Here is a 22,311-nt window from a genome sequence, read left to right as displayed (position 1 = left end):
CTTCAACTTTCCAAGAAATGTTGGTTACTCAAAGCCGAATTTCTTTAAACCTTCGTGACTGATTTCGATAGCGTCTAAGGCTTCCATTCCATCAAAAGTCATGTCTTGTTCGACCATATAGAATTTCATGCCCGATTGATCTCTCTTGTCCCATATTTTTTTGAAATCAATTTGACCTTCACCTACGGGTGCAAACCTACCTTGATCATCCATATCTTTTACGTGCCAAATCTTAAAACGACCCGGATACTTTTCAAAATAGGCCAATGGGTCGGCACCTGCCTTGGTCACCCAATAAAGGTCCATTTGAAAGTTCACATATTTTGGGTCGCAGTTTTCCAAAAGATAGTCAATCGGTACTATACCGTTCGCATCTTTCATAAACTCAAAATCATGGTTATGATACAGTAACTGGAGACCTGCTTCGTCTGCCTTTTTTCCCAGTTCGTTGATAATATCGGCCAAGTCTTGTGGTGATCCTGTCATTCCCAATGTTCTGGTCTCAGGGTCAAATTTGAACATACCCATCGGAGGAACCGGAATAACAAAATATTCAAAACCCGCATCCTTCACATCTTTCATCATCTGTTCGGCATTCTCAAGGGTAACCGCACCTTGGTGAGTGCTTACAGGAGTCAACGAAAGCTCCGCTAGATAATTCTTGAATTCTTCCGGGCTCATTCCATAGAATTTACCTTCTTCATATCCTGCGGCTTCAATATAGGCATAACCTGCATCTGCCACCGATTGAAGGGTAGATTTGGCATTCTTGCCCATATCTTCTCTTACCGTGTAAAGTGCCAAACCACCATAATCTTCGTTCGAAACCTCCGTTTCCGGTTCGGCATCCACCTGTTCTTCGGCCTTCTTGGCGTTTTCCTTGCAAGAAATGATACTAACACCGATAAATAGTGCCAACATGTATTTTACTAAACTGGTTTTCATTGTTATTGAGTTTTAAATGTTTGAATTAATAAATAAGTTAATTTTTGATATGAAATTGATATTTTCCTGATACTAATTGAAGCTTAATTGCCTCTTCTTCTTCAGCTAGAATTTTTATTTCTTTTAGCTTGCCCACCTTCTTTTCGCTCTCACTAATATTCTTGATGTTGTCTGTTGAAATGAACAAAGTGGCAGTGGTATTAGCGGGGATTGTCACCTTATAATCCCATCCGTTTTCTGCCCATCGCCACTCACTCTCAATTTTACCGTACATAGAATCATAATGGCCTTTCGCCCATTTCATTTGTTTGGTAGGGTCGGGGGTAGGTTGAAGTATAATATGCTTGAATCCGGGCTCTTTTGGGTCACTTTGAATACCTAGGGAATAATTGTACATCCATGCGGCAACTGCGCCGAATGAATAGTGATTGAATGAATTCATGCTATTATTTCCGCCAAAACCATTTTCAACGGTATAAGAGTTAAGGCGCTCCCATATGGTGGTCGCACCATTCTCTACAGAGTAGAGCCAAGAGGGGTAGGTGGTTTGCTGCAATAGTTTATAAGCGGTCTCGTGCCTACCATTTTTTGACAAGGCATGGTTCAAAGATGCCGTGCCGATAAAACCGGTCATCAAACTATATTCGGGGCGTATTTGACCCAAATCATCGGTATTTTCACGATTGATGGTAGCCACCAAATGTTCAATACCTTTTTGATGGTTCTCTTCATTCAAAACACCCAAATTCAAGGGAATGGCATAGGAAGCCTGGGTATCGACAAAATCACCTTTTTCTTTTTGCATATCAGCAGGCAGGGGAGGACCAAAGCGAAGGCTTTGGTGGCCCAAATGCAATGTTTTTCCGGTTTGTGAATCTAGGTATGTAGCGTTTAAAAACGATTTGCGCTCATCATATCGTTTCTTAAAACTTTCCGCATCACTATCGTTGCCCAATAATTCTGCTACGTTGGATAGTATTTCCAGATTATAAAGGTGATACGATGCCCAAAAAAAAGTATCGTCATTTTTGTATCCCTCGGGGCTCAACCAATCGCCCAATGGCCCTTCGTTTAAAATTCCGCTCTCCGTATCGATTTTAGAATTGAGAAACTCCATATATTTTTTCATGGCGCCATAATGTTCTTGAAGCACCTCTAAATCGCCATACTGTAAGTACATTTCCCAAGGGATGATGATACCGGCACTGCCCCATAGCGTACCACCAAAGCCTCCACCAACGGGTGCTACATCGGTGAAGCGGCCTTCTTCAGTTTGAATATCTCTCATCGCCAATAGATGTCTTCGAAGAAATGGTTCTGCCTGGGTGAAATAGGTCGCTGCCTTAGAAAAAACATTGATGTCGCCACTCCATCCCATTCGTTCGTTTCGAGCCGGTGTATCGGTCGGTATCGACAGGAAATTACCACGAAGGGACCAAGTAATATTTTCCCAGAGTTTATTGACCAATTCGTTTGAGGTCTGATAGTTTGAGGCTAGCTCATCAATTGAACTAATTACTTGACCAGTGACCTTTTCAAGTGGTAGGGGTTCATTTATACCCGAGATTTCCAAAAAGCGATAGCCGTGAAAAGTGAAGCGCGGTGCAATTGTTTCATTACCTCCTTTTCTTATGTAAATGTCTTGTGCCAGTGCGGCACGAATGTTCTCTAGCATTACCATACCCACATTACTTCCATATTCCTCAAGGTCTGGATAAGTGACTTCGGAATAACGTAGGGTAATAGTATCGCCCTTGGAGCCACTGGGCAGTTCTATTTTTGGTACACCGACCATGTTTTGACCCATATCGTACACAAAAACACCCGGTCTTACTTCTTCGACGCTTTGTGCTTTTAAAGTTTTAACGACCTTGGCATTTCGGCCAATTTGCCCCATAAGTTTAAGAGAATCATAATTCAAATCATTATCCTGAAAAGTAGTACCCGTTAATGGAACTTGAACTGCCTTTTTCCAATTACTGTCATCGAAATTGGTAGTGCTCCAACCCTTAATGTTATCTTCTAGACGGGCATCGTAAACCTCGCCCTGAAAAAAACTTCCATAGGTGATGGGCCCAGAGGTGTACAGCTTCCAATCCGTATCGTTTGAAACGATATTTTGTTCTGACCCATCGGAGTAGGTTATAATCATTTGGGCAAGTAAAGAAGGCCTGTCTCCAAAGTAATTCCAGTTTTCGCCGGTATAGGTGATATTACCGCTCCACCAGCCTTCGCTCAACCAAGCTCCCAGCGCATTGGCTTCGCCATTTCTGACCATATCAGTTACATCGTATGTTTGGTACATATGGCTTTTGTTATATTGAGTGAGACCCGGGTTAAAGTAGTCGTCGCCAACACGATTGCCATTGAGGTAAATTTCATAAATACCCCTAGACGTTACATACAGCCGTGCTTTTGCAATGGATTTGTTCTCGCTGCTAAATGTGCTGCGTAGCATGGGAGTCCCATGTTTACTAGGGTTTTCCAATACGAGCATCGACCCCTTCTTTCCGCTGATTTCGTAACCATTTGGTGTTATGCTAAAAGCCTTGTCCGCTTTACTGTAGAAAATACTTTCCTTTTGAACGGAATCAAGATTTTCTTGAAAAAGTAGATTAGATGGACTTCTGTAATTTCTTATCTGAACGTTACTGAAAATAGCACTTTGGTCTTTGTCAACGGAGAAACCTATATCGCCCACCATCGGAAAACTGATGTAATCATTACCACGACCGACGGGATTCAGGTTAAAACCAACTTTACCCCTTGGGGGCGGAAATTGATCATCATTTGTAGAAACTTTGTTCTTTTCTTCAGTGCCATCTAGCCATACCTGAAAAAAGCCAAAAACGCACTCGGCATTGACGGTGTGAAGTTCATATTTATTACTGTCGTTGATAAGGTCTCTTGAAATTTCAAAGGAGCGGAAAGGCTCTGTTTTAGAATCTTCGGCAGAGTAACCGACCCGGTAAACGTTTAATCGGGCCATACCGGTTTCTGAACCGTTCAATTCTGAAATATCAAGCTCAAAAGCTATGTATGACTGGTCTTGTGAATTTTCAACACCTTGAATGTTCAAGTTTTTGTCCATAAGTCGAGGGTCGTTTCCACCTAACAAAAAGCTCGCTTTTGAACTTTTGGATTTCTGATCTAGCTTTATGGAATAACCGAATTTGAAAACGGATAGGTAATGGGAATTGAATACGAGGTCATCATCACCGCCTCCAATCCACTGGGCGCCATTCCATGCAGAAATATCAGTTTTCATTAGTCCGGTTTCGAAAGAAGATGAATTGGCGCTGGTTTCCCCGGTTTCGTCCCAAACAGTTACTGTATAATCGTATCGGGTGGTAGGGGCAAGTTGCTCACCTTCATATGCTATACCAACGGAATGGTGGTCATCGACTTTTCCCGAATCCCAAACAAAACGGCCTCTTTCATCGATGACCAATATTCGATAGGCCGATTGAGCTTGACCCCTTACGCCGTTTTTGGTAACCATTTGCCAACTAAAATGGGGCGTTTGTACGTCGATGCCTAAGGGCGTAGGTTGATATTCTACTTGTAGATGGTCAATGTTCGATTGGGCCCATACTATGGTTGTGGCAAAAAAAGCCAGTATAATCAAGTTGAGTTGAAATATTTTCATAAATAGTGCCTACGGCCTTGTTAGTGCTCTTTAAAACTGTACAGATAGGGCGCTTTATGTGCCCCGCCGGTAAAGAGTTTTTCATGACGCGTTAATATATCTTTATTCAGCATTTTTCGTTGAAAAGTGGTTCTTCTCAGCTTTTCGCCTAGTACGGTTTCATATACCATTTGCAGTTCTTTCATGGTAAACTTATCGGGTAAAAGGTTGATGCCTACCAGTTTATTTTCTAAGTTGTTACGAAGCACGTTTAAAGCTTTGAGCACAATAGCCTTATGATCCATCATAAGACTGGGTAGGTCATCAATAGAATACCAATTTATCGATTTTGAGAGTCTATCCGGCTTTGGGTTTACTTCATCAAAATTGATAAGCGCGTAATGGGCAATCGAAATGAACCGATCGAGTAGCCAATGACCGTCTTTAGGGTCGAAACCATTAGCTTCTAAAATTGTTCGCATGACCTCCGGTTTCGGTCTTTCAACATTACCGAAGGTATAAAACTGTTCCAAAAAGATATTCTTAAGCCCGGTTCGTTCTTCAAGCCCTCTTTTTACGGCATCATCAACGTTTTCATCTCTTTTGATAAAACCTCCTGGCAACGCAAAAAAAGAAGTGTTATCGTATTCTAACAAGAGTATTTTTAAACTTTTACCGTTAAAACCAAATATAACCAAATCATAGGCTATATGGGGTAGGTACTCATCGATACTGGGTAACGGTCTATTTTCCTTATTTGCCAAAAATCACTTTTTTTTCAAATGAAGCCCAAAATTCAATAAAAACAAAGTATTATTGTAACAAAATGAGACAATAATAGTAAAGGGTATGAAAAATTACATAATTCTTATAATGGTCGGTCTTGTAAGTACGCAAAATTTTAAAGCACAAGATTTAAATGCCTTTCCGGTGCAGGTAAAAATTGAACAGGGGGTTATAGAAGGTAATTATAATACGCACACGGGAATACAAACCTATTTTGGTGTGCCTTTTGCAAAGCCGCCCGTTGGTGATTTAAGGTGGAAGGCACCACAACCACTGGACAAATGGGAAGGTGTTAAAGAAACCAAACAATTTGGTCCGCGACCTATGCAGACCATGGTTTTTGGTGATATGAAGTCTCGTTCGAACGGTGTTAGTGAAGATTGTCTTTATTTGAATGTGTGGACCCCCGCTAAGAGAGATACCAAAAATCTTCCGGTTCTCGTTTATTTCTACGGAGGCGGAAATGTGGCAGGAGACGCTTCCGAACCACGATATGACGGTGAAAGTATGGCCAAGAAGGGTATGGTGGTTGTGACCACAAACTATCGCTTGAATATTTTTGGTTTCTTGGCACATCCTGAACTAACCAAAGAGGCATCTTACAAAGCTTCGGGCAATTACGGTATGCTAGACCAACATGCCGCCTTAAAATGGGTTCAAAAGAACATTTCGGTATTTGGCGGAGATTCGAGCAAAGTAACTATCGCTGGGGAGTCGGCCGGGTCGATAGGGGTAAGTGCCCAAATGGCCTCTCCTTTAAGCAAAAATTTAATAGCTGGGGCCATCGGCGAAAGCGGTGCAGCCATTCATCCTACAATGGCACCGGTATCTTTGGAGGAAGCTGAAAACCAAGGTGCCGAATTCGTAAAAAATGCTGGCTATTCAAGTATAGTAGATTTTAGAAAGTTAAGCACTAGAGAGGTCTATGAGATTTACAATGAATCTAAAAGATTCGGCTTTCCAATGGTCATTGACAATTACTTTTTACCCAAAAGCCTTCCAGAAATCTTCAATGCGAAAGAACAGGCCCAAGTTCCTCTTCTGTTAGGATGGAATTCAGCTGAAATACCTGGTATGGCATTTACTCAAGGCCCTTATACAAAAGAGCAATTTACCACAAAGGTGAGGGAGGTCTATCCTAAGAAATATAACGAGGTTTTAAAATTGTATCCTCATAATACGGAAAACGAAGTAGAACAGTCGGCGACCGATTTGGCCTCTGACCGGTTCATCGTATACAGCACTTGGAAATGGTTCGACCTGCATCGAAAAAACAGTGACCAACCGGTGTACCGTTATTTGTATAGCAAGCTTCGTCCACCTTTAAAAGACCAAAACTTGGCCTCAGGTTTGGCCGGTGGTACTGTATCTAAAGATTCGAATGCACCGAAAGCACCGGAGCCGATTGGTGCACCTCACGCCTGTGAAATAGAATACTGTATGGGAAACCTTCATTTGGTCGATGATTACGCATGGACGGCGGATGACTACAGGACTTCTGAGACCATGCAAAATTTCTTTGCCAACTTCATTATCAATGGAAACCCTAACGGTGAGAACCTTCCAGAATGGCCAAATGCCGATGCCAAGGATGCGGCCCCGCCAGTAATGGTTATCAATACAGAAAGTAAGTCGGTCGATGCTAAAAACGATGCGCGCTATTTATTTTTAGATGAGTCTTATAAAAACTAAAGGCGTTTGGTTAATTGGTGAATTTATGGCGATAATTCGAAGGTGTACATCCTTTTAAAGCCTTGAATTTTCTATTAAAATTGGCCATGTTGTTAAAACCACATTGTTCACAAATAGATGTGATGGCGCGTTCGGGTTCATTGACCAAAAGCTTGCAGGCATTCTCAATTCGTATTTCAATCAAGAATTGAAAGAAAGTTTTATTGGTTCTTTTTTTGAAGTACCTACAAAAGGCATTTTTACTTAGATGTGCTTCATCAGAAATTTGCTCTAGGGTTATTTGCTCCGAATAATGGTCCATGACAAATTTCAGCACATCACCCATTCGCTTTCCTTCAATGTCGGTATAGCTCTTTTTGTAGATAAAGTTCGACAAACGACTAGTTCTAGCCTTGGAAATAGTATCTAAAATCTTAAGTAAAATACCCAATTGTTCAATCTTATCGCTGTTGGGCAGCTTTTGAAACCATTCAATAATTTCGCTTTTGTGGCTAATCACTTTCGCTCCCATTTCGGCTTTTTCAAAAAAAGATTTGGTCGCTACCAAATCGGGCAAATTGAAAAATTCGTTTCCGAAAGAATTCTTGGCAAAGAAGAGGGTGAACATTTCTGAATCATCATCATTTATGGGCTCACTTTTAAAAACATGAGGTATGAGGCCACCGATTATAAGAATATCTCCCGAATTAAATTCATTGATAGAATCACCGACTATCAAAGTTCCGGTGCCTCTAACAATGTAGCTGATTTGAATTTCTTCATGTTGATGAAACTGCTCATAAAAAATATGCTCCCTATCGATTTGAAACACAAGACTTTCGTTCTTCGGCTTCGGAATATTAAACGGTAATGCCTTCAATGAATGATATTATATATGCGTTGAAGAGGGTTAAATTAATAAAAGAAGTGTAAAATAGTATGATTTATGTTGTTTTTTGATGGTCGAACTTATGAAATCAGATTCCTAATAATCCTTCTACTTTCGCCATTTGTACTTTTTCTGAAAAGGCAAGGGCAAGTCATTGAAAATAGTATCTTTGTTTCGGCTTTAGGGGTATTCCTTTTTTAAATGGAATTGAGAGAGTCCCTTTGAACCTGATTTGGTTGACACCAGCGTAGGGAAAAGTTCGTATCATCTTCTTCTTTATTTCTTCATCAAAGAGAGATACTACCTATTGCCATAATATTTAATTCAAAATAATTATGGACAGTACTACCCTTTGGAACCACATAGAATCTATTAGAGAAAAATCGCCTTTAGTGCACAACATAGCCAATTTTGTGGTGATGAACAATACGGCGAACGCTCTCTTGGCAACAGGCGCATCGCCCATTATGGCACATGCACATTCCGAAATACCGGAAATGGTAAATATCTGCCAGGCATCCGTAATCAATATCGGAACATTAGATGAATACTGGCAACAATCAATGTTTTTGGCAGCCGATAAGGCGAGCTCATTGGGCAAACCATTTGTGGTCGATCCGGTTGGTGCCGGAGCCACTAGTTTTAGAGATCAAACCTTATCGGAATTACTTAATTACAGACCGACGGTAGTTCGCGGTAATGCCTCAGAAATAATGGCATTGGCGAAACTGAATACAACGCCTACGAAAGGTGTTGACAGTACCGCCGAGAGCAATGAGGCCATTGAAGCCGGTTTAAGTATCAACGAAGCGTTCGGTTCGGTCGTTTGTATTTCCGGAAAAACGGATATTGTTCTTGACGGAAAAAAGAAGGTGTTTTTAAAGAACGGTCATGAGTTGATGACCAAGGTTACCGGTCTTGGTTGTTCTGCAACAGCGATTATCGGAGCTTTTATTGCGGTTATAGATAATAAACTAGAAGCCGTTTCTGCGGCAATGTCGTTAATGGCAGTGGCAGGAGAACTAGCTGCTAAAAATGCAGACGGACCTGGAAGTTTGCAGATGCACCTTTTGGATAAACTCCACAACCTAACCGCAGAAGAATTCTCCAGTCTGTTGAAATTCTCCGTAGAATGATAACTAATGCGTTTCCATACCGCCTTTACCTGGTTATTTCTGAAGAAAGCTGTTTGGGTAGAAATTTTCTGGAAGTTGCTGAACAAGCTGTACAAGGCGGTGTAGATATAGTGCAGTTAAGGGAGAAGGCCCTAAGCGATATTGAGTTTTTAGACAGGGCTTTACGACTAAAGGAGGTTTTAGTAAAGCACAATGTGCCCTTAATCATCAATGATAACTTAAATGTTGCCCGTAGGGTAGAGGCATTTGGTATTCATGTAGGCAATAATGACCTCTCACCAATTGAAATAAAATCACAGTGGTCATCACCTCATTGTCTCGGATACTCGATTGAGTATATAGAACAGCTTAATACCGAAAAGACTAAAATATCGGATTATCTAGGTATTAGCCCGGTATTCAGCACTGAGACCAAGACGGATACCGTTACAGAATGGAAACTAAATGGGGTATCGAAAATTAGGACTTTAACCGATAAGCCACTTGTGGCCATTGGTAATATGAACAAGCAAAATGCGGCGGAAGTTATACGTGCCGGCGCCGATTGCATTGCCGTTGTTTCTGCTATTTGTAAGGCCGAAAACCCGGTCTTGGCGGCCGAAATTTTGAGAAATGAAATAGAAAGAGCATTATGAAAAAATATAAATATCCCTCGGTGCTTAGCATTGCAGGTTTTGATGGAAGCGGTGGAGCCGGTCTACAGGCCGATATTAAGACCGCCTCTGCCTTAGGTTGTTACTCAACCTCGGTTTTGACGGCCCTTCCGGTTCAGAATACCATGGGAGTAAAGAATATATTTTCTATTCCCAATGCGGCTATTGAAGAACAATTGGCGACCATATTTGAAGATATCTTTCCAAATGCAATTAAAATAGGAATGGTGCATACCAGTGAACTGGTTCAAACCATAGTCAAAGCACTTCATTCGCATACGCAAGTGCCGGTCGTTTTTGATCCAGTGATGGTGGCCACAAGCGGCCACAAATTGATTGAAGATGATACCATTGAGGTGATTGCCAAACAATTGATTCCTTTGGCGCAATTGATAACCCCCAATCTAGATGAGGCAGCTATTTTGGCCGACATGAAAATTGAGAGTGTTGAAGACATGTATCGGGCCGGAAAGCGTATAATTGATTTAGGTGTACAAGGTTTATTGTTAAAGGGTGGCCATTTAAAAACAGAGCATCTTACTTCCTTATATTTTACTAAACAGGGAGAGGTACATGAATTTAGTTATCAAAAGTACGACACCAATAATACACATGGGTCGGGCTGTACCCTTTCTTCTGCTATTGCCAGTTATTTGGCGAGAGGAGAATCTATTTTAGAGGCCGTTGGTAAAGGTCAGGAATTTGTACATAAAGCTATTTATCACGGGAAGAATGTACAGGTAGGCCATGGCAACGGACCGTTAAACCATTTTTTTAATCCTGAAAAACTTATTAAAAATGAATTGGAGCGATAGCGCTTGGAAAACCATAGAACCTATCTACGATAAGATTATTGAAATGCCTTTTATCACCGAGTTGATGAATGGTGCCTTACCCTTGGAAAAGTTTCAATATTATATGGTTCAAGATGCCTTTTACCTAGACCATTTTGGTAGGGCTTTGGCTATAATTGGGGCAAGGGTCGATAAAGTAGAAGATAGTTTGGCATACATAAAATTCGCCGAAGGTGCTATTGTTGTCGAAAAAGCATTGCATGAATCGTATTTTGAAGAATTTCAGCAATATGAAAGAGGTAAGATTCAGCCAACATGCCACCACTATGGTCACTTTTTAAAAAGTACGGCCAGCTTAGATCAAGTTGAGGTAGCTATGGCCGCTGTTTTACCCTGTTTTTGGATTTATAAAAGAGTGGGAGATTATATTTACGAAAATCAGAAAAAAGAAGGGAATCCCTATCAAAAATGGATAGATACCTACGCGGGTGAAGAATTTGGCTTGATTACCCAACAAGCAATCAACATTACGGATGCAGCCGCAAAAGAGTTAACAAAAGCGCAACTGACAAAAATGACCGAAGCGTTTAAAACAGCGAGCCATCTTGAATATGAATTTTGGAACAGTGCGTACCATTTGAAAAAGTGGGAATAATTTTCAAATTGATTTTTTTTACTGTTAGGTAATCGGTTATTGATCAGTTAAATAAGGGTTTTGATTTTATGGTTGGAATACTTCTTTATCCCGCTTTTACAAAATTTTAAGCTATTTAAAGGCAACCTTTGCCCCAGGTTTTCATCTTGTACAAGAACTTAAAACTTGAACTTTTATATGAAAATCAGATTTAATTCAATTTCGTGGTTAGGGGTAGTTATGTTTGGCTTAGTAGGCTGTAACTCAGATAACGAGATTGAATGCCCAGAAGATTATACAGGGGCTTTGGCGGCAACTGAAGAGAAAATGGTAGGTGAATGGCTATTGACTGCAATCGTTTCGGAAGAAGAAATTGACCTTACAGACGATAGCGAAGAAAACCCTTCAACCGATATATATGCCCAATACAGCGATTGTCAAAGAGATGGGGCTTATACCTTTAGCAGTAACCGCGGTTACACTTTTGAACAGGGCCTTCGTGCTTCTGGTTGTGAGCGTCAGGTTGACTTGGCAGGTACTTGGCAATTGGCAAGCAATACCATTAGCCTAGTAGGCTCTTGTAATATTCAAAATTTGGCTATCGAATTTAATGAAGATTCTTCGGCCTTCAATTTCTCCGAAGTCTTTAATGTGACCAATGTGCAAGGTGCAACGGTTCAGACCGAGGTAACTTTTACTTACACCAAGCAGTAAAATAACTGTGCATAAAAATGAAAGGGGAATGGTTGACCAGACCTTCCCCTTTCTGCACATGACCTAAACCTAGATCTAACTTTTAGTAACCGGTTTTTTCAAGATTCTTTTGATTCGATTGTTTAATTGCCTTGAAATATTCAATATACAATCGAATACTGTTTTCAATAGGGTGTGCTACATAGGCTTTGTAATTGGCCATCCCCAGATGTATTCTATAAGAATTGAATACCAATACGTTCTCAATAGCTTCCGATAACGATTCGGGGCAATCGTGGGTGTAAACTTCGCTTCGGTAGCCCCATTCCTCTATAGCCCGGTTGAGGTTTTCGAAATACGGAAGCACTAGTGCTTTACCATGGCTTGCGGCAAATTGAATATCTTTTAGATTTTCGGTGTCTTTCATTTCAGGCAGAACGACCAAGGCAGATGGTTCAATGATGGCGGCCAGTTCTTCTCGATTTTTAACGTTCACAAAGTGAACATCGGGCATATGTTTGAATTTTCTTTGAACACTGTCTATATAGCCAGGGTTTTGAACACTTTCAGTACTTGCAATAATTACCTCTATATCTAAATTCTCTCTTCTTGCGCGAATGCGTTGTACAGCTTCCAGTAGATTGGCAAGTTTTCTGTCAGACCCAAACTCACCGAAGGTCAAAACCTGTTTTTTATCTCCCGAGAGACGATAATCCGGCTCGGGCATGCTATCAAAAGTTCCGAAAGGTACTTTGGCAACATTAGCGGCATCAAACTTTTCCTTTAGCAAATCGACCATTCTTTCTTTAGTAACGGCCACTAAATCTGAGGCAAGAACCATTTTAGTCAAGCTACGACCATATTTTTTACCCTTCGGCTCATTGAGTGTAAAACCTTTATAGTCCGAAATACTATTTGGTAGGGAATGTAATAGTGATATAGTGGCTATTCCGGTAACACGACTGAAAAAAGGAATCATAAAACCAAGGGTAGCTGGTATTTTCTTATTCCCGAATGTTAAGGACTCAAGGTTGAAGAAAACGGCATCCGGTTTGAACTGGAGTACCTTTTGGGTCACTTTAATAATATTTGAATAGCCGTTAAAACTCCAACATTGCTGAACGGTTACGGGGCAACCTTGTTCTGAAATTATAATTTGCTTTTTATGTTTTTCAGTCAATAGAATGATTTCAGATACTTCTGGTTGCATTCTAAAATGCTTTACAAGTTGCGAACCATATTCGGCAAGTTTTGATTCGCTCGGGGGATAGGCGGTCACGATTGCAAGTTTCATAGGTCAATTCTTTATTTGGGACATCAATTACTTGACTGAAACAAAGTTCCCACTTATGGCCGGGCAAAGGTGTTGTTTGATGACGGTTAGGGCCTAGGTGTAGACGAATGGTAAATTAGTGTAGCTTAGAAGCAATTTCATGATTGATCAAAAAACACATCGTAAATTCACTTATCCGATAATGTTGCATTTTATCTGAGAGGTGTAATTGAACAAAATAGAAACTGAAGCCCAAAATGGTTATTTAAAGAATAAAACTCAAGCAGTGGTCTACCTAATGGTTCTGCTATAGAAGAAGATTGCGTTGGCCGTTAAAAGTGCAACCATGGCAACTATTTGCAGTTGTACCACTAGATCCATACTACTATTGAAAATGCTCATTAGTAACATTTGAACAATACCTACAAGCACAGAAAAGAGAATGGGAAGGTACTCTCCTAAGAACATGAAATAATATGTGAAAATGTTGGCCATTATAAAAAGTGAAGTCGTTAAGGCATGTTGCCAAAGAAAGGAGGCCACTGATAAGTATTCCGGACCGAATAAATAATTAATAATCTGTTCAGGAAATAAGTAACAAACCATTAATAAACCCATTAGCAAGAGGGCGGTTCGCATGATGTATTTTTTAATGACCGTGGCCGTTAAGACGCCAGACTTCTTATAATTGACGAATTTGGTGGCAATCACGATTAAAAAAATCCAAGCGATTAAATAAATTCCCCTTCCGACCAACGCTATAGACGTATAAAGGGTAGCTTCTGTTTGGCTAAAATATTGTCTCACCAATAATATATCGCTATTCTTCAAAAAGATATGGGCGAGCTCGTAAGCGGCAATCAATAGCAATAAGAAGATTATTTTTTTGGTGTGCTCTCGAGATACTCTTTTTATGTTGCCAAAGAATAGCGGTTGAAGTTTCTTGGGCAAAACTTTCTTCATCATACAGACGGGAAATGCGATGCCTATTCCTAAAGAGATTCCGGCTTCCTGCAAAGTAAAGTACGCCGTGAAGTCTTCTGAAAAAAATAGAATACCTAAAACGGCAAGTAAGGCAAAAGTAATACGGCAACCCATGGTATTTGTTATTAGTGATGTTGAAGTTAGATTAAATAATCGCCCCAGTCTGCCCCAGGCAAGACGAATCAAAAATCCCAAAAAAATAAAATAGATTATTAGCGTAATGGTATGTGCCTTCAGCATAAAACTCTCCGGGCCCATTATGTGCCCCAGAAGAAGGTTGTATAGGTAGCTGCTTCCATTAGCTAGAAGCGCACTACCTATGATCAACCTTTCGGGGGAAGTTCTATTAATTTCCATATTATCAGTGTTCTCTGTTATCATTGAACAAGCGCTGTTCAGCAACCTGTTTGTCTAACAAATATCACTAGTAAACAATGCTTGAATAGAGAGAAATGGGTCAATGGAAATTTTCTGTAGACGAATGGATAATTTCTTTCTTTGAGCTATTTTTTGCCTACCAGATGATATAACCGCTAAAAAAATAAGCAACCAGATGCGCCTGACCTGGTTGCTTTAAAAGAGACTTGTGCACCGCTTTGAACCCAAATAAAAAAAGGGTGCTGTCTATAATCACTACCGAAAAACTTAATTTTTAATCACTTTGCCTTGATAGATTTTTCCATTTTCGGCATCTAAAACCGTAAATATGTAGATACCGTTTACCAGAGATGAGGCTTCTATCATGACAGTTCTACCTCCCGCTTGGGTATGCAACATTTTATGGTAAACCATGGCCCCTACGGTGTTTGTTAATCTTATTTCAACCTTTGAAGTTGATTTAGGTAGATCGATGCTGGTGTGTGTCGTAAACGGGTTGGGATAGTTTCGCACCTTTACTTCGTTGTTCTCTAATTCTTCTATGGTCTCTAAATCGGCTTCCGTGGTTTGTGCAACCTCGGTTTCTTCAAGTACCTCTTCTTCTGCGGGAGTGTAGCCTTCAGCGCTAAGAACCATAGAGTTGATTTTTAGGGAATACTCCTGATAGCCATGATAATCACCTTGTACCGAAAAAACAACTGATTTAATTTCGCTGAACTGAACTGGGTTTCCTGATTCGTCGGTGAAGTCTGAAAAATGTAGGCTTACTACCGACTCTTCATCGTGAACAGAAATTTGATGCCTTAATCGATTGCTCCAGTCCGCAGTGTTCTCCGTAACCAGGCTCACTTCTATGGGCGTATCATTTTCGATGCTGAACTGTAGGTAGCTGTAATCATCTACGCTTAGGTTACGGTCGCCGGCCAAGAGATTTCTAAAGATATTAATAGTTTCTTTTACTTCACCGTCGAGGGCTACCCCTCGCTCTACCATATAATTTTCAGATTTTTGAACGCTACCTTCGTGTTTGGTAATTTCAAAAGACCCTATCGAATCGGCCTGTGCATTATAATCAACACCCCACGGCCCATCTGCTAAATAAAGGGCATCGATTTGGGGAGAATTATCACCTTTTATCGAAATGCCTGCATCGAACAAGAAACCTGTGTCTACAATAACCTCTTCTTCCCAATTGCCGTTAAGCGAGATAGACTTTGAAAACTTGCTCAAACCAGACTGCTCAGTGGCTTTGTAATTTGAGTTTATATTCAATGATCTGGCTTTAGAAGAGTTCACCACATTCAAGTGTAGCTTTCCGTTCTTATAAAATCCGTTTTTGATAAAAACAGTTGGCAGAATATTTTCGGTCTTGAAGGGGTTCACCGCCTTTTCTTCGTTCAATTGTTCGATTATATGATTGACCATCGTACTAACCTGGCCCATACTATGACCCCATACCTGAAAGTTGATATAATCGCCGGCAGGATATTGGTCAAGATTCCAAAAGCTGTAAACTGTGTAATGGTCTGCGTCGATTTTTGCAGAAAAGAGTAGCGCATATTCCAAATCGCCATTTGCTCTTTCCAATTGAGTGTAGACCAATTCGTGACCCTGTAACTCTACCGTTCGCACGTCAAGAAGTTTTGAATCGTTAAGTCGATCGCAGATAGTCTTGGTATGGTTGTAAACGCCGTCTACGGTTTCAGTAGCAAGTGCGGCGGCAACGCGACCATAGCCTCTATAATAATCAATTGAAAATATGCGGCTGGCATTTGTGATTGCCAATAGGTCGTCAGGACTTGAAATATAGGTCGATTCATCACCGAACATTCCGGTCTCCGGAAAATAGGCATTTAAGCTTCCATCGATAGCGGCATTACCCTTATACGTTTTTTTGCTGTACTTGCTCTGGCGCTTTTGTGTGTTCTTAAAAGTATTGTTCTTATTTCTATCGAAGTTTCTCTTCGCTATCAATGAGGCCAAATCACCATTGCTTTCAAGACCACCGTCATTACCTGAACTAACATCGGTATGGTCGGTTATTTTATTGAAGTTGGTAGTTTTGATAGCCGTATATGGGTTGGCCGATATATAGAACAATGCATCATTAAAATCATTGTCACAGCTGGCGTAATCTCTTCTAATATCTTCAAAACCTAGAATAATTCTTTCATTATCAGGATCGTTCAAAAGAACGTTGTGATGTCTAAGATTTTCGAGTGGTTCAGGATTAAAGGCCGTTCCGGAATACAGTTGCCAAAGACCTGAGGTGACCTGTGAACCGTTCCAACCGTTCGCCAAAAGAACCCATCCGATACCGGTACCGGCAGAGAAAGTTCCTATTTTTACCTTGTGTCCGGCTTCTAAGCTACCACCTGAATTTTTGGCCGATACGTTCGGAAAGATAATGGTTATATCCTCTGGGCTTGGGGCTTGGGTTAAAGGGTTATTGATATCATAGGTATAGAAGCCTAAAACATTTCTGTAACCCGCACCCTCTGCTACGAAAGTTACCCATACATCTGCATTCTCGTTCAAGATAACATCAGTATCGTAGCCAGAGGTGATATACTGCGGGTTGTACTGAGGCACCGGAAAGCTCTCTGGAAGAGCGTCGGCAATCATGCTCAGCGTTTCGGGGGAAACCGAATCTTTTTCATCAAAATATTCTGGAGTTCCGTCAGCAGTGTAAGAACCCAAAAAATTATAGTTCTGGGCAGATGCAACACTAAAAGAAAGAACTGCTAGTAGGCAAAGTAAATATCTCTTCATCGGGTTAAGTCTTTGGATTTGGTGCTACGAATATCCGTTACTTAAAGGAAGAAAAATTGCCAGGATCGGTGGGTGGTAGTTTACCTATGGTGGATGGATATTATCCGTCGATTTATATTTTTTGAAAATAGGGTGTAATTCAAACTTTCAGTTTAGTGCTGAAAACTTTAAATGAAATGGAGTAGGAGGGGATTCTGGTTAGACCAAATTAAGCCTTCTCATGAGCTCCGGTCTATTCGAACGACTGATAGGTACGACGTTTTTACCTATCAACACGCTATTGTCTTCAATATCTATAATCTTGGTGAAGTTGATAATGAATGAGCGATGAATTTGTAAAAAGGTCTTCTCAGGAAGCTTTTCCTTTATTTTTTTAAGGGTGGTGTGTACTCGATGTGTATCTTTTTCAAGCTTAATTTCAATATAGTCACCTTTGGCCTCAATAACCTGAATATCGTTTAATTTAAGCTTTATCAACCTTCGGTCAATATTGATGTACAAATCATTTTCACTTGACGGCTCTTTTGGCTCGCTTTTCTCTATTTTCGGAGCACGGCTCATAACCTTTTCAAGCTTTACAATACATTTTTGAAAACGCTCTGGGGTAATCGGCTTAACGATATAATCGACTATGGCCTCATATTCATAAGCTTCGATGGCAAACTCAGTATCTGAAGTGGTCAGAACAATATGCGGCGGGTTCTTGAGGGTCTGCACAAAATCAACGCCTGTAAAGCCTGGCATATGAATGTCAAGAAATACCACGTCGACGGTATTCTGATTTAAAAATTTGATAGCTTCTACAGCACTTTCAAATTGTTCGATTACATTCAAATTAGACTCTTTGGAACAGAGTTGGGCTACTATTGCTCTAGCAGCTGCTTCATCATCAACTATTATGCAGTTCATAGTCAAGAAATTACCTACCGATATTATCTGTTTAAGTTACAAATAATATTTTGCTATTAACAAAATTAAACTACTTGCTACTAGACAAACGGTAAGAAAGCGGCTAGAATTGTGTTTCTTAAGTATTTGATTTAATAAATCGAGAAGGGCTTAAAGACTTGTGCACAATATAAACAGACGACCAGCAATTACGCCATTTAATTTCGGTAGTCAAGGTTTTGCTTCAAGTAAAAAAGAAGAAATAAAGAAATTTAAAATTTCCGAATCAAATTCGTTTAAACGGTTAGAAGGTCGTTAACTTCCCAATAAGCAAAAACCTTTCTCATTTTTTCGACGTAATCATCGTATTTAAGAGGTTTGGTTACATAACCTGCTATTCCGCTGCTGTAACAGTCCAGAAGATCATCCCTATTTTGAGAGGTGGTCAAAACCACAGAAGGAATGTTTTTGTAGCTGTTATCTTGCTTGATGGCTTTTAAAAATTCACAGCCATTCATACGTGGCATATTAAGATCGAGCAAAATAAGATCAGGTAGTCTGCTGCTATCTTTTAATTTGTTTAAGGCATCTTCACCGTTTTCAGCAAGTATAAGCTCATGCTTTAACTGCAGTTTGGCAAGGGTCCGTTTCATTTTCATGGTCTCTACTTGGTCGTCTTCTATAAAAAGTATTTTCATGGCGCAATTCATTAAGTGAATAACAAAGTACCTACATTCTTCATAGAAAAAATTCGATTTGTAGACGAATGGAAAATAAGTGTAGACGAATGGTAGTTAACCGACGTTGAGTAAAATTACTGTCAACTATAACGTTGTAGGTATATTCTTTCAAATACCTTAAAATTACTATAAATCAGTTAGTTGTGTTGTTTTTGATGGCTAGAGGGTTCGGGTAGTTATCCGACTCGTCTTCATCACGGTCATCAAGGCATACAAAGTCCTTTTCAATCAGAAGATACAAGCTTTCTCCGCTCGGTAAGCGGTAGTTTCCTTCAAAGCCCACCTTCGTCGTGTCGTTTGCCCAGTTTTTCGATTCTTCAAAAGGAATCAATACAGTAATCTTGTCATCTTTAAAATCGGCCTGCGGTCCAGTAATATGTGCGCTTGCACGTAATTCATAAACAAACTGTTGTGAAATGAACTCTGTAGTTTCAGTATACATTCCAGTTTCACAAAAAGTCTCCACTTCTGTACGCGTTAGGCGCAAGCGAACAGAATTTCCCTTTATTCTAATCTTCATTTGACTATGTATTTACAATTTCTTTATGTTCTGTTTTATAATTGATAGTAACCCTTGTGCCACTGCCTGGTTCTGAATTGATGAACAATCGACCATTGATGTAACTGATCCGTTCCTTCATATAAAAGAGTCCCATACCGCCACCTCCGTTGTTTTTTGGGGCGCTCGAAATCCTTTTGGGGTCAAATCCCTTTCCATCATCATCGATTACAACACTTAAAATACCTTCTTTGTAATTGATAGTCACCAAAATATAATTGGCCTGGGCGTATTTAATGGCGTTATTTACCGCCTCTTGTGTTACGCGATAAATATTGGTCTCTGCGAGGGAATCAAAACGAATATGGTCATCGGTTCTGTTTTCAAAAAGAATGTTCTTACCGGTCAGTTTTGCCAATTCTCCCGTCATTTTATGAAGGGCAGGAAAAAGGCCATGATCCCCCAGTTCTGGAGGAGTTAAATTAAAGGTTGCGGTGCGAATGCCCTTGATCAGGTCTGATGATAACGATTTGAGGTATTCAACTTTTTCGGTAGTCTTTTCAACATTTTCCGGGTCTATAGACTCTATATTGAACTTAAGTGCCGTAAGCATTTGCCCGATACCATCATGAATATCTTTGGCGATTCTTTTACGCTCTTGTTCTTGGCCCTCAACAATTTGGCTTGCCTGAATTTTCTTCTGGCGCATACGCTCCTCGAAGTTCTGTTGGGTAAGTTGTTCTACCTTTAAGGCATTTTCTTTTCGTTCGGTTATGTCTGAGCATAATATCAAAACGCTTTGTCGCTCGCTCGATTGATGCATAGGTACTATTGATACGTCAAGCCAGTAATGGTTGCCTTTCACGGTAACAATCTTAATCTCTTCGGTACGTATTACATTTTTTCTGTTGTTTTTGAGAATCTCTTTTAAATATTGCTGCTGCCCTTCTTCGGTGGTCAAAATTTCTGAGATGTGCTTTTTGATTTCGTTGGGTTTGAGATCGAGAAGTGTTAGAAATTTTTTACTGATGAAAACAATGCTTCCGTCTTGACGGGCACTGGCAAAAAGGGCGGCATTATCTATTACGAAATTTAATTCTTGTAAATCTTTGAGCGACTTTTCTTTTTCCAAGAACATGTTTTTGGTCTCTTTTGCCTGATTTTCAAACTTGCGGGTGCTCTCCACTAGACGGGCAATCGTTTTTCGTATTTGTAGGGATAGTGGCCTGAAAATGAAAATAATCTCCAGTAGTAAAATAAGTAATGAAATACCTAAGAGAACATATTCTTTTTGCTTAAGGTTTTCAAGTTGATGTTTACTTCTAATATCGTATTCGTTCACAATATTATCCATCAATAACAAAAAGGCCGACTCGTTATTTAAAACCCTCTCTGTAAGCGTTTTTAATTGCGCCTTTTCCAGTTTTTCATCACCATGTAATGCTATAACTTGGCGTGCAGCTGAGACCATCGCCTCATGGTGAGGATCTAATTCGCTAAATAATTCTAAAATTTCAGGATGGTTCTCAACCGGTAAATTAATGGAGTCGTTGCCTTTTTGAAGGGCCAAATGCGATATAGACCAAATTCTAACCGTTTCTTTCAGGTTGGCTATCTGTTCAGAAATTTCTTTGCTATTATCGGAGTTATTGATCAGTAGAACTTCTTTGGCCAATTTTTGACTATAGGCCCTCTGCCTTCCTGCTACATTGATGATTCTAGAATCACTCAATTGAGAATTTAAGTGGCTTTGAATAAGAATTTGGGCTACTACAATGGTCAAGGCTATACCGGCAAGTGCCAAAAGATACCATTTGCGAATACGTAAAAAGGTCGCATTATCAAGTGATTTATGGTACTTTTTTTCTTCCACCGAACCTCATTTAATATGATTACAATCCTTCGATTGCTGTTGTTACCAAATCGACTGATTTCTGTGAGAGTGGCAACTTTAGGGCAGCTTCTTGCCCTTTTTCAGACATTTTTCGCCAAGTCTTTTGTAGAATGTCAATTACCTTTTCATCAGGATGCTCTTCACTAAAATCTTCGAAATAGTACTCCATAAAGACCAAACAAATAACATCTTCGAGTATTTGGGTCTCTTCATTCTTTTTTAGCTGTTTTTTTTCAAGTAAAAAGGAAACCTTATCAATGGTTTCTTCGTCATAACCGACCTCCTCTAAAATAGCAGAGGCAGTCTTCGCATGAAATTTTTTAAGCTCTTGTCTCCACTTAAGGTACCCTACACGGTTCATCTCATAAGACTCCCGTGGAATTTCCCAACGTTTGATATGCTGACTTCGAGCCGTTAGTTTTAAGGCTTCTGAGGCATTGGGTTCAAACTCGTTGAGCTGTTTGGTCATGCGCATGGCGTACAAAACTTCTTTAGGATAGCTCTCGCCTTTATAAACCTCTATATTCGGGTCGGCACTGTTGGCTTCGTCAAATTTTTTAAAGGCTTCAATAAGTTTATCGGAGGTGGACATAGGGACAAATTTTTAGGAAAGATAGCAATTTACTTTTTCCGTTTGAATAAAGTGCCTTCTAACGACCGATCCGAATACTCATTTTATTCAGCAAAACCCACGTAAACATAGCCATTTTCAACCTTTACGGGATAAGTGGCAATAGCCTCTAAACTACCGTTTAGGTTCTCGCCGGTTTGTAACGAAAAGGTGTTTTTATGAAGAGGGCAGGCTACTTTCGGAATCATATTCTCTTCGCCAATCATTCCCCTCGATAAAACCATTTCCATTTTATGCGGGCATAGATTTTGACAGGCGTACCATTGCCCGGTTCGCGTGAAATTAAAAACGGCTATCTGTTTTTCTTTATACTTGATACACGCCCCCCCGTTTTTTGGAAATTTTTCTAAGGCGGCGGCCTTATACCAGACTTTTATTTGGTCGGCACCCACGGGTTGATATTTTTCTATTGCTTTGAGCATA

General features: G+C 40.1%; 19 protein-coding genes and 1 riboswitch. Of the genes, 6 read left to right on the top strand and 13 right to left on the bottom strand.

Going from position 1 to position 22,311, the window contains the following annotated elements; translation table 11 throughout:
* Nucleotides 1-24: 24 nt before the first annotated feature.
* The 3 genes from IL356_RS12415 to IL356_RS12405 are packed head-to-tail and all read right to left on the bottom strand — an operon-like array spanning nucleotide 25 to nucleotide 5,337.
* Nucleotides 25-945 (bottom strand): sugar phosphate isomerase/epimerase family protein, encoded by a 921-nt coding sequence (locus IL356_RS12415; RefSeq protein ID WP_121848700.1) that lies wholly within the window; start codon nucleotides 943-945, stop codon nucleotides 25-27.
* 37 nt (nucleotides 946-982) lie between these two features.
* Nucleotides 983-4,594 (bottom strand): alpha-L-rhamnosidase, encoded by a 3,612-nt coding sequence (locus tag IL356_RS12410; RefSeq protein ID WP_121848701.1) that lies wholly within the window; start codon nucleotides 4,592-4,594, stop codon nucleotides 983-985.
* A 20-nt stretch (nucleotides 4,595-4,614) separates the two neighbouring features.
* On the bottom strand, nucleotides 4,615-5,337 hold the full coding sequence (locus tag IL356_RS12405) for an NUDIX hydrolase (protein ID WP_121848702.1): 723 nt from the start codon (nucleotides 5,335-5,337) through the stop codon (nucleotides 4,615-4,617).
* A gap of 85 nt (nucleotides 5,338-5,422) precedes the next feature.
* Between IL356_RS12405 and IL356_RS12400 the strand changes: the two genes are divergently transcribed.
* Nucleotides 5,423-7,051, top strand: coding sequence for a carboxylesterase/lipase family protein (locus IL356_RS12400; RefSeq protein ID WP_121848703.1), 1,629 nt, complete (start codon nucleotides 5,423-5,425; stop codon nucleotides 7,049-7,051).
* A 10-nt stretch (nucleotides 7,052-7,061) separates the two neighbouring features.
* On the opposite strand, the gene IL356_RS12395 is transcribed toward IL356_RS12400, so the two are convergent.
* Nucleotides 7,062-7,910: an AraC family transcriptional regulator gene (locus IL356_RS12395; protein WP_121848704.1), complete on the bottom strand. Its 849-nt coding sequence runs from the start codon at nucleotides 7,908-7,910 to the stop codon at nucleotides 7,062-7,064.
* Nucleotides 7,911-8,091: 181 nt separating this feature from the next.
* Nucleotides 8,092-8,190: riboswitch (TPP riboswitch) on the top strand.
* A gap of 64 nt (nucleotides 8,191-8,254) precedes the next feature.
* Here IL356_RS12395 and thiM point away from each other — a divergent pair.
* The 5 genes from thiM to IL356_RS12370 all read left to right on the top strand — a co-directional run bounded on the left by thiM (nucleotide 8,255) and on the right by IL356_RS12370 (nucleotide 11,850).
* A complete protein-coding gene (gene thiM / locus IL356_RS12390) occupies nucleotides 8,255-9,055 on the top strand; it encodes a hydroxyethylthiazole kinase (protein WP_121848705.1) in 801 nt (266 codons plus the stop codon).
* Complete coding sequence (thiE, locus tag IL356_RS12385; RefSeq protein WP_121848706.1) at nucleotides 9,052-9,690, top strand: thiamine phosphate synthase; 639 nt, start codon at nucleotides 9,052-9,054, stop codon at nucleotides 9,688-9,690. The genes thiM and thiE overlap by 4 nt, the downstream gene beginning before the upstream one ends.
* Entirely contained in the window at nucleotides 9,687-10,523 is an 837-nt protein-coding gene (thiD, locus tag IL356_RS12380) for a bifunctional hydroxymethylpyrimidine kinase/phosphomethylpyrimidine kinase (RefSeq protein WP_121848707.1), read from the top strand. Before thiE ends, thiD begins: the two co-directional genes overlap by 4 nt.
* Nucleotides 10,507-11,157, top strand: coding sequence for a thiaminase II (gene tenA / locus IL356_RS12375; protein WP_121848708.1), 651 nt, complete (start codon nucleotides 10,507-10,509; stop codon nucleotides 11,155-11,157). Before thiD ends, tenA begins: the two co-directional genes overlap by 17 nt.
* 177 nt (nucleotides 11,158-11,334) lie before the next feature.
* A complete protein-coding gene (locus IL356_RS12370) occupies nucleotides 11,335-11,850 on the top strand; it encodes a DUF5004 domain-containing protein (protein ID WP_121848709.1) in 516 nt (171 codons plus the stop codon).
* Between the two features lie 82 nt (nucleotides 11,851-11,932).
* On the opposite strand, the gene IL356_RS12365 is transcribed toward IL356_RS12370, so the two are convergent.
* The 9 genes from IL356_RS12365 to nirD all read right to left on the bottom strand — a co-directional run bounded on the left by IL356_RS12365 (nucleotide 11,933) and on the right by nirD (nucleotide 22,310).
* Entirely contained in the window at nucleotides 11,933-13,123 is a 1,191-nt protein-coding gene (locus IL356_RS12365; RefSeq protein WP_121848710.1) for a glycosyltransferase family protein, read from the bottom strand.
* A gap of 270 nt (nucleotides 13,124-13,393) precedes the next feature.
* A complete protein-coding gene (locus tag IL356_RS12360; protein ID WP_121848711.1) occupies nucleotides 13,394-14,467 on the bottom strand; it encodes a polysaccharide biosynthesis protein in 1,074 nt (357 codons plus the stop codon).
* 264 nt (nucleotides 14,468-14,731) lie between these two features.
* Nucleotides 14,732-17,236 carry a DUF4114 domain-containing protein gene (locus tag IL356_RS12355; RefSeq protein WP_121848712.1) on the bottom strand — a complete coding sequence of 835 codons (2,505 nt, stop codon included), beginning with the start codon at nucleotides 17,234-17,236 and terminating at the stop codon, nucleotides 14,732-14,734.
* Between the two features lie 198 nt (nucleotides 17,237-17,434).
* Nucleotides 17,435-18,145, bottom strand: a complete 711-nt coding sequence (locus IL356_RS12350) for a LytR/AlgR family response regulator transcription factor (RefSeq protein WP_121848713.1) — start codon at nucleotides 18,143-18,145, stop codon at nucleotides 17,435-17,437.
* A 275-nt stretch (nucleotides 18,146-18,420) separates the two neighbouring features.
* Entirely contained in the window at nucleotides 18,421-18,822 is a 402-nt protein-coding gene (locus IL356_RS12345) for a response regulator (protein ID WP_121848714.1), read from the bottom strand.
* 175 nt (nucleotides 18,823-18,997) lie between these two features.
* Nucleotides 18,998-19,384, bottom strand: coding sequence for a DUF7009 family protein (locus tag IL356_RS12340; protein WP_121848715.1), 387 nt, complete (start codon nucleotides 19,382-19,384; stop codon nucleotides 18,998-19,000).
* A 4-nt stretch (nucleotides 19,385-19,388) separates the two neighbouring features.
* The gene (locus IL356_RS12335; RefSeq protein ID WP_121848716.1) at nucleotides 19,389-21,236 is read right to left on the bottom strand and encodes a sensor histidine kinase; all 1,848 of its coding nucleotides are present in this window, start codon (nucleotides 21,234-21,236) and stop codon (nucleotides 19,389-19,391) included.
* 19 nt (nucleotides 21,237-21,255) lie between these two features.
* A complete protein-coding gene (locus IL356_RS12330; protein ID WP_121848717.1) occupies nucleotides 21,256-21,849 on the bottom strand; it encodes a DUF4202 domain-containing protein in 594 nt (197 codons plus the stop codon).
* An 83-nt stretch (nucleotides 21,850-21,932) separates the two neighbouring features.
* Nucleotides 21,933-22,310, bottom strand: coding sequence for a nitrite reductase small subunit NirD (gene nirD, locus IL356_RS12325; RefSeq protein ID WP_121848718.1), 378 nt, complete (start codon nucleotides 22,308-22,310; stop codon nucleotides 21,933-21,935).
* Between the last annotated feature and the right edge of the window lies 1 nt (nucleotide 22,311).

It is taken from the genome of Euzebyella marina, assembly GCF_014855515.1.
Classification (GTDB): Bacteria; Bacteroidota; Bacteroidia; order Flavobacteriales; family Flavobacteriaceae; genus Euzebyella; species Euzebyella marina.
This window is presented reverse-complemented; position numbering and strand designations above follow the sequence as displayed.

Bases quoted from the DNA above. Each gene is read 5' to 3' on its own strand.
- IL356_RS12415 (WP_121848700.1), bottom strand. From the start codon at position 945: ATGAAAACCAGTTTAGTAAAATACATGTTGGCACTATTTATCGGTGTT.
- IL356_RS12410 (WP_121848701.1), bottom strand. From the start codon at position 4,594: ATGAAAATATTTCAACTCAACTTGATTATACTGGCTTTTTTTGCCACA.
- IL356_RS12400 (WP_121848703.1), top strand. From the start codon at position 5,423: ATGAAAAATTACATAATTCTTATAATGGTCGGTCTTGTAAGTACGCAA.
- thiM (WP_121848705.1), top strand. From the start codon at position 8,255: ATGGACAGTACTACCCTTTGGAACCACATAGAATCTATTAGAGAAAAA.
- thiE (WP_121848706.1), top strand. From the start codon at position 9,052: ATGATAACTAATGCGTTTCCATACCGCCTTTACCTGGTTATTTCTGAA.
- thiD (WP_121848707.1), top strand. From the start codon at position 9,687: ATGAAAAAATATAAATATCCCTCGGTGCTTAGCATTGCAGGTTTTGAT.
- tenA (WP_121848708.1), top strand. From the start codon at position 10,507: ATGAATTGGAGCGATAGCGCTTGGAAAACCATAGAACCTATCTACGAT.
- IL356_RS12370 (WP_121848709.1), top strand. From the start codon at position 11,335: ATGAAAATCAGATTTAATTCAATTTCGTGGTTAGGGGTAGTTATGTTT.
- IL356_RS12365 (WP_121848710.1), bottom strand. From the start codon at position 13,123: ATGAAACTTGCAATCGTGACCGCCTATCCCCCGAGCGAATCAAAACTT.
- IL356_RS12360 (WP_121848711.1), bottom strand. From the start codon at position 14,467: ATGATAACAGAGAACACTGATAATATGGAAATTAATAGAACTTCCCCC.
- IL356_RS12355 (WP_121848712.1), bottom strand. From the start codon at position 17,236: ATGAAGAGATATTTACTTTGCCTACTAGCAGTTCTTTCTTTTAGTGTT.
- IL356_RS12350 (WP_121848713.1), bottom strand. From the start codon at position 18,145: ATGAACTGCATAATAGTTGATGATGAAGCAGCTGCTAGAGCAATAGTA.
- IL356_RS12345 (WP_121848714.1), bottom strand. From the start codon at position 18,822: ATGAAAATACTTTTTATAGAAGACGACCAAGTAGAGACCATGAAAATG.
- IL356_RS12340 (WP_121848715.1), bottom strand. From the start codon at position 19,384: ATGAAGATTAGAATAAAGGGAAATTCTGTTCGCTTGCGCCTAACGCGT.
- IL356_RS12330 (WP_121848717.1), bottom strand. From the start codon at position 21,849: ATGTCCACCTCCGATAAACTTATTGAAGCCTTTAAAAAATTTGACGAA.
- nirD (WP_121848718.1), bottom strand. From the start codon at position 22,310: ATGCTCAAAGCAATAGAAAAATATCAACCCGTGGGTGCCGACCAAATA.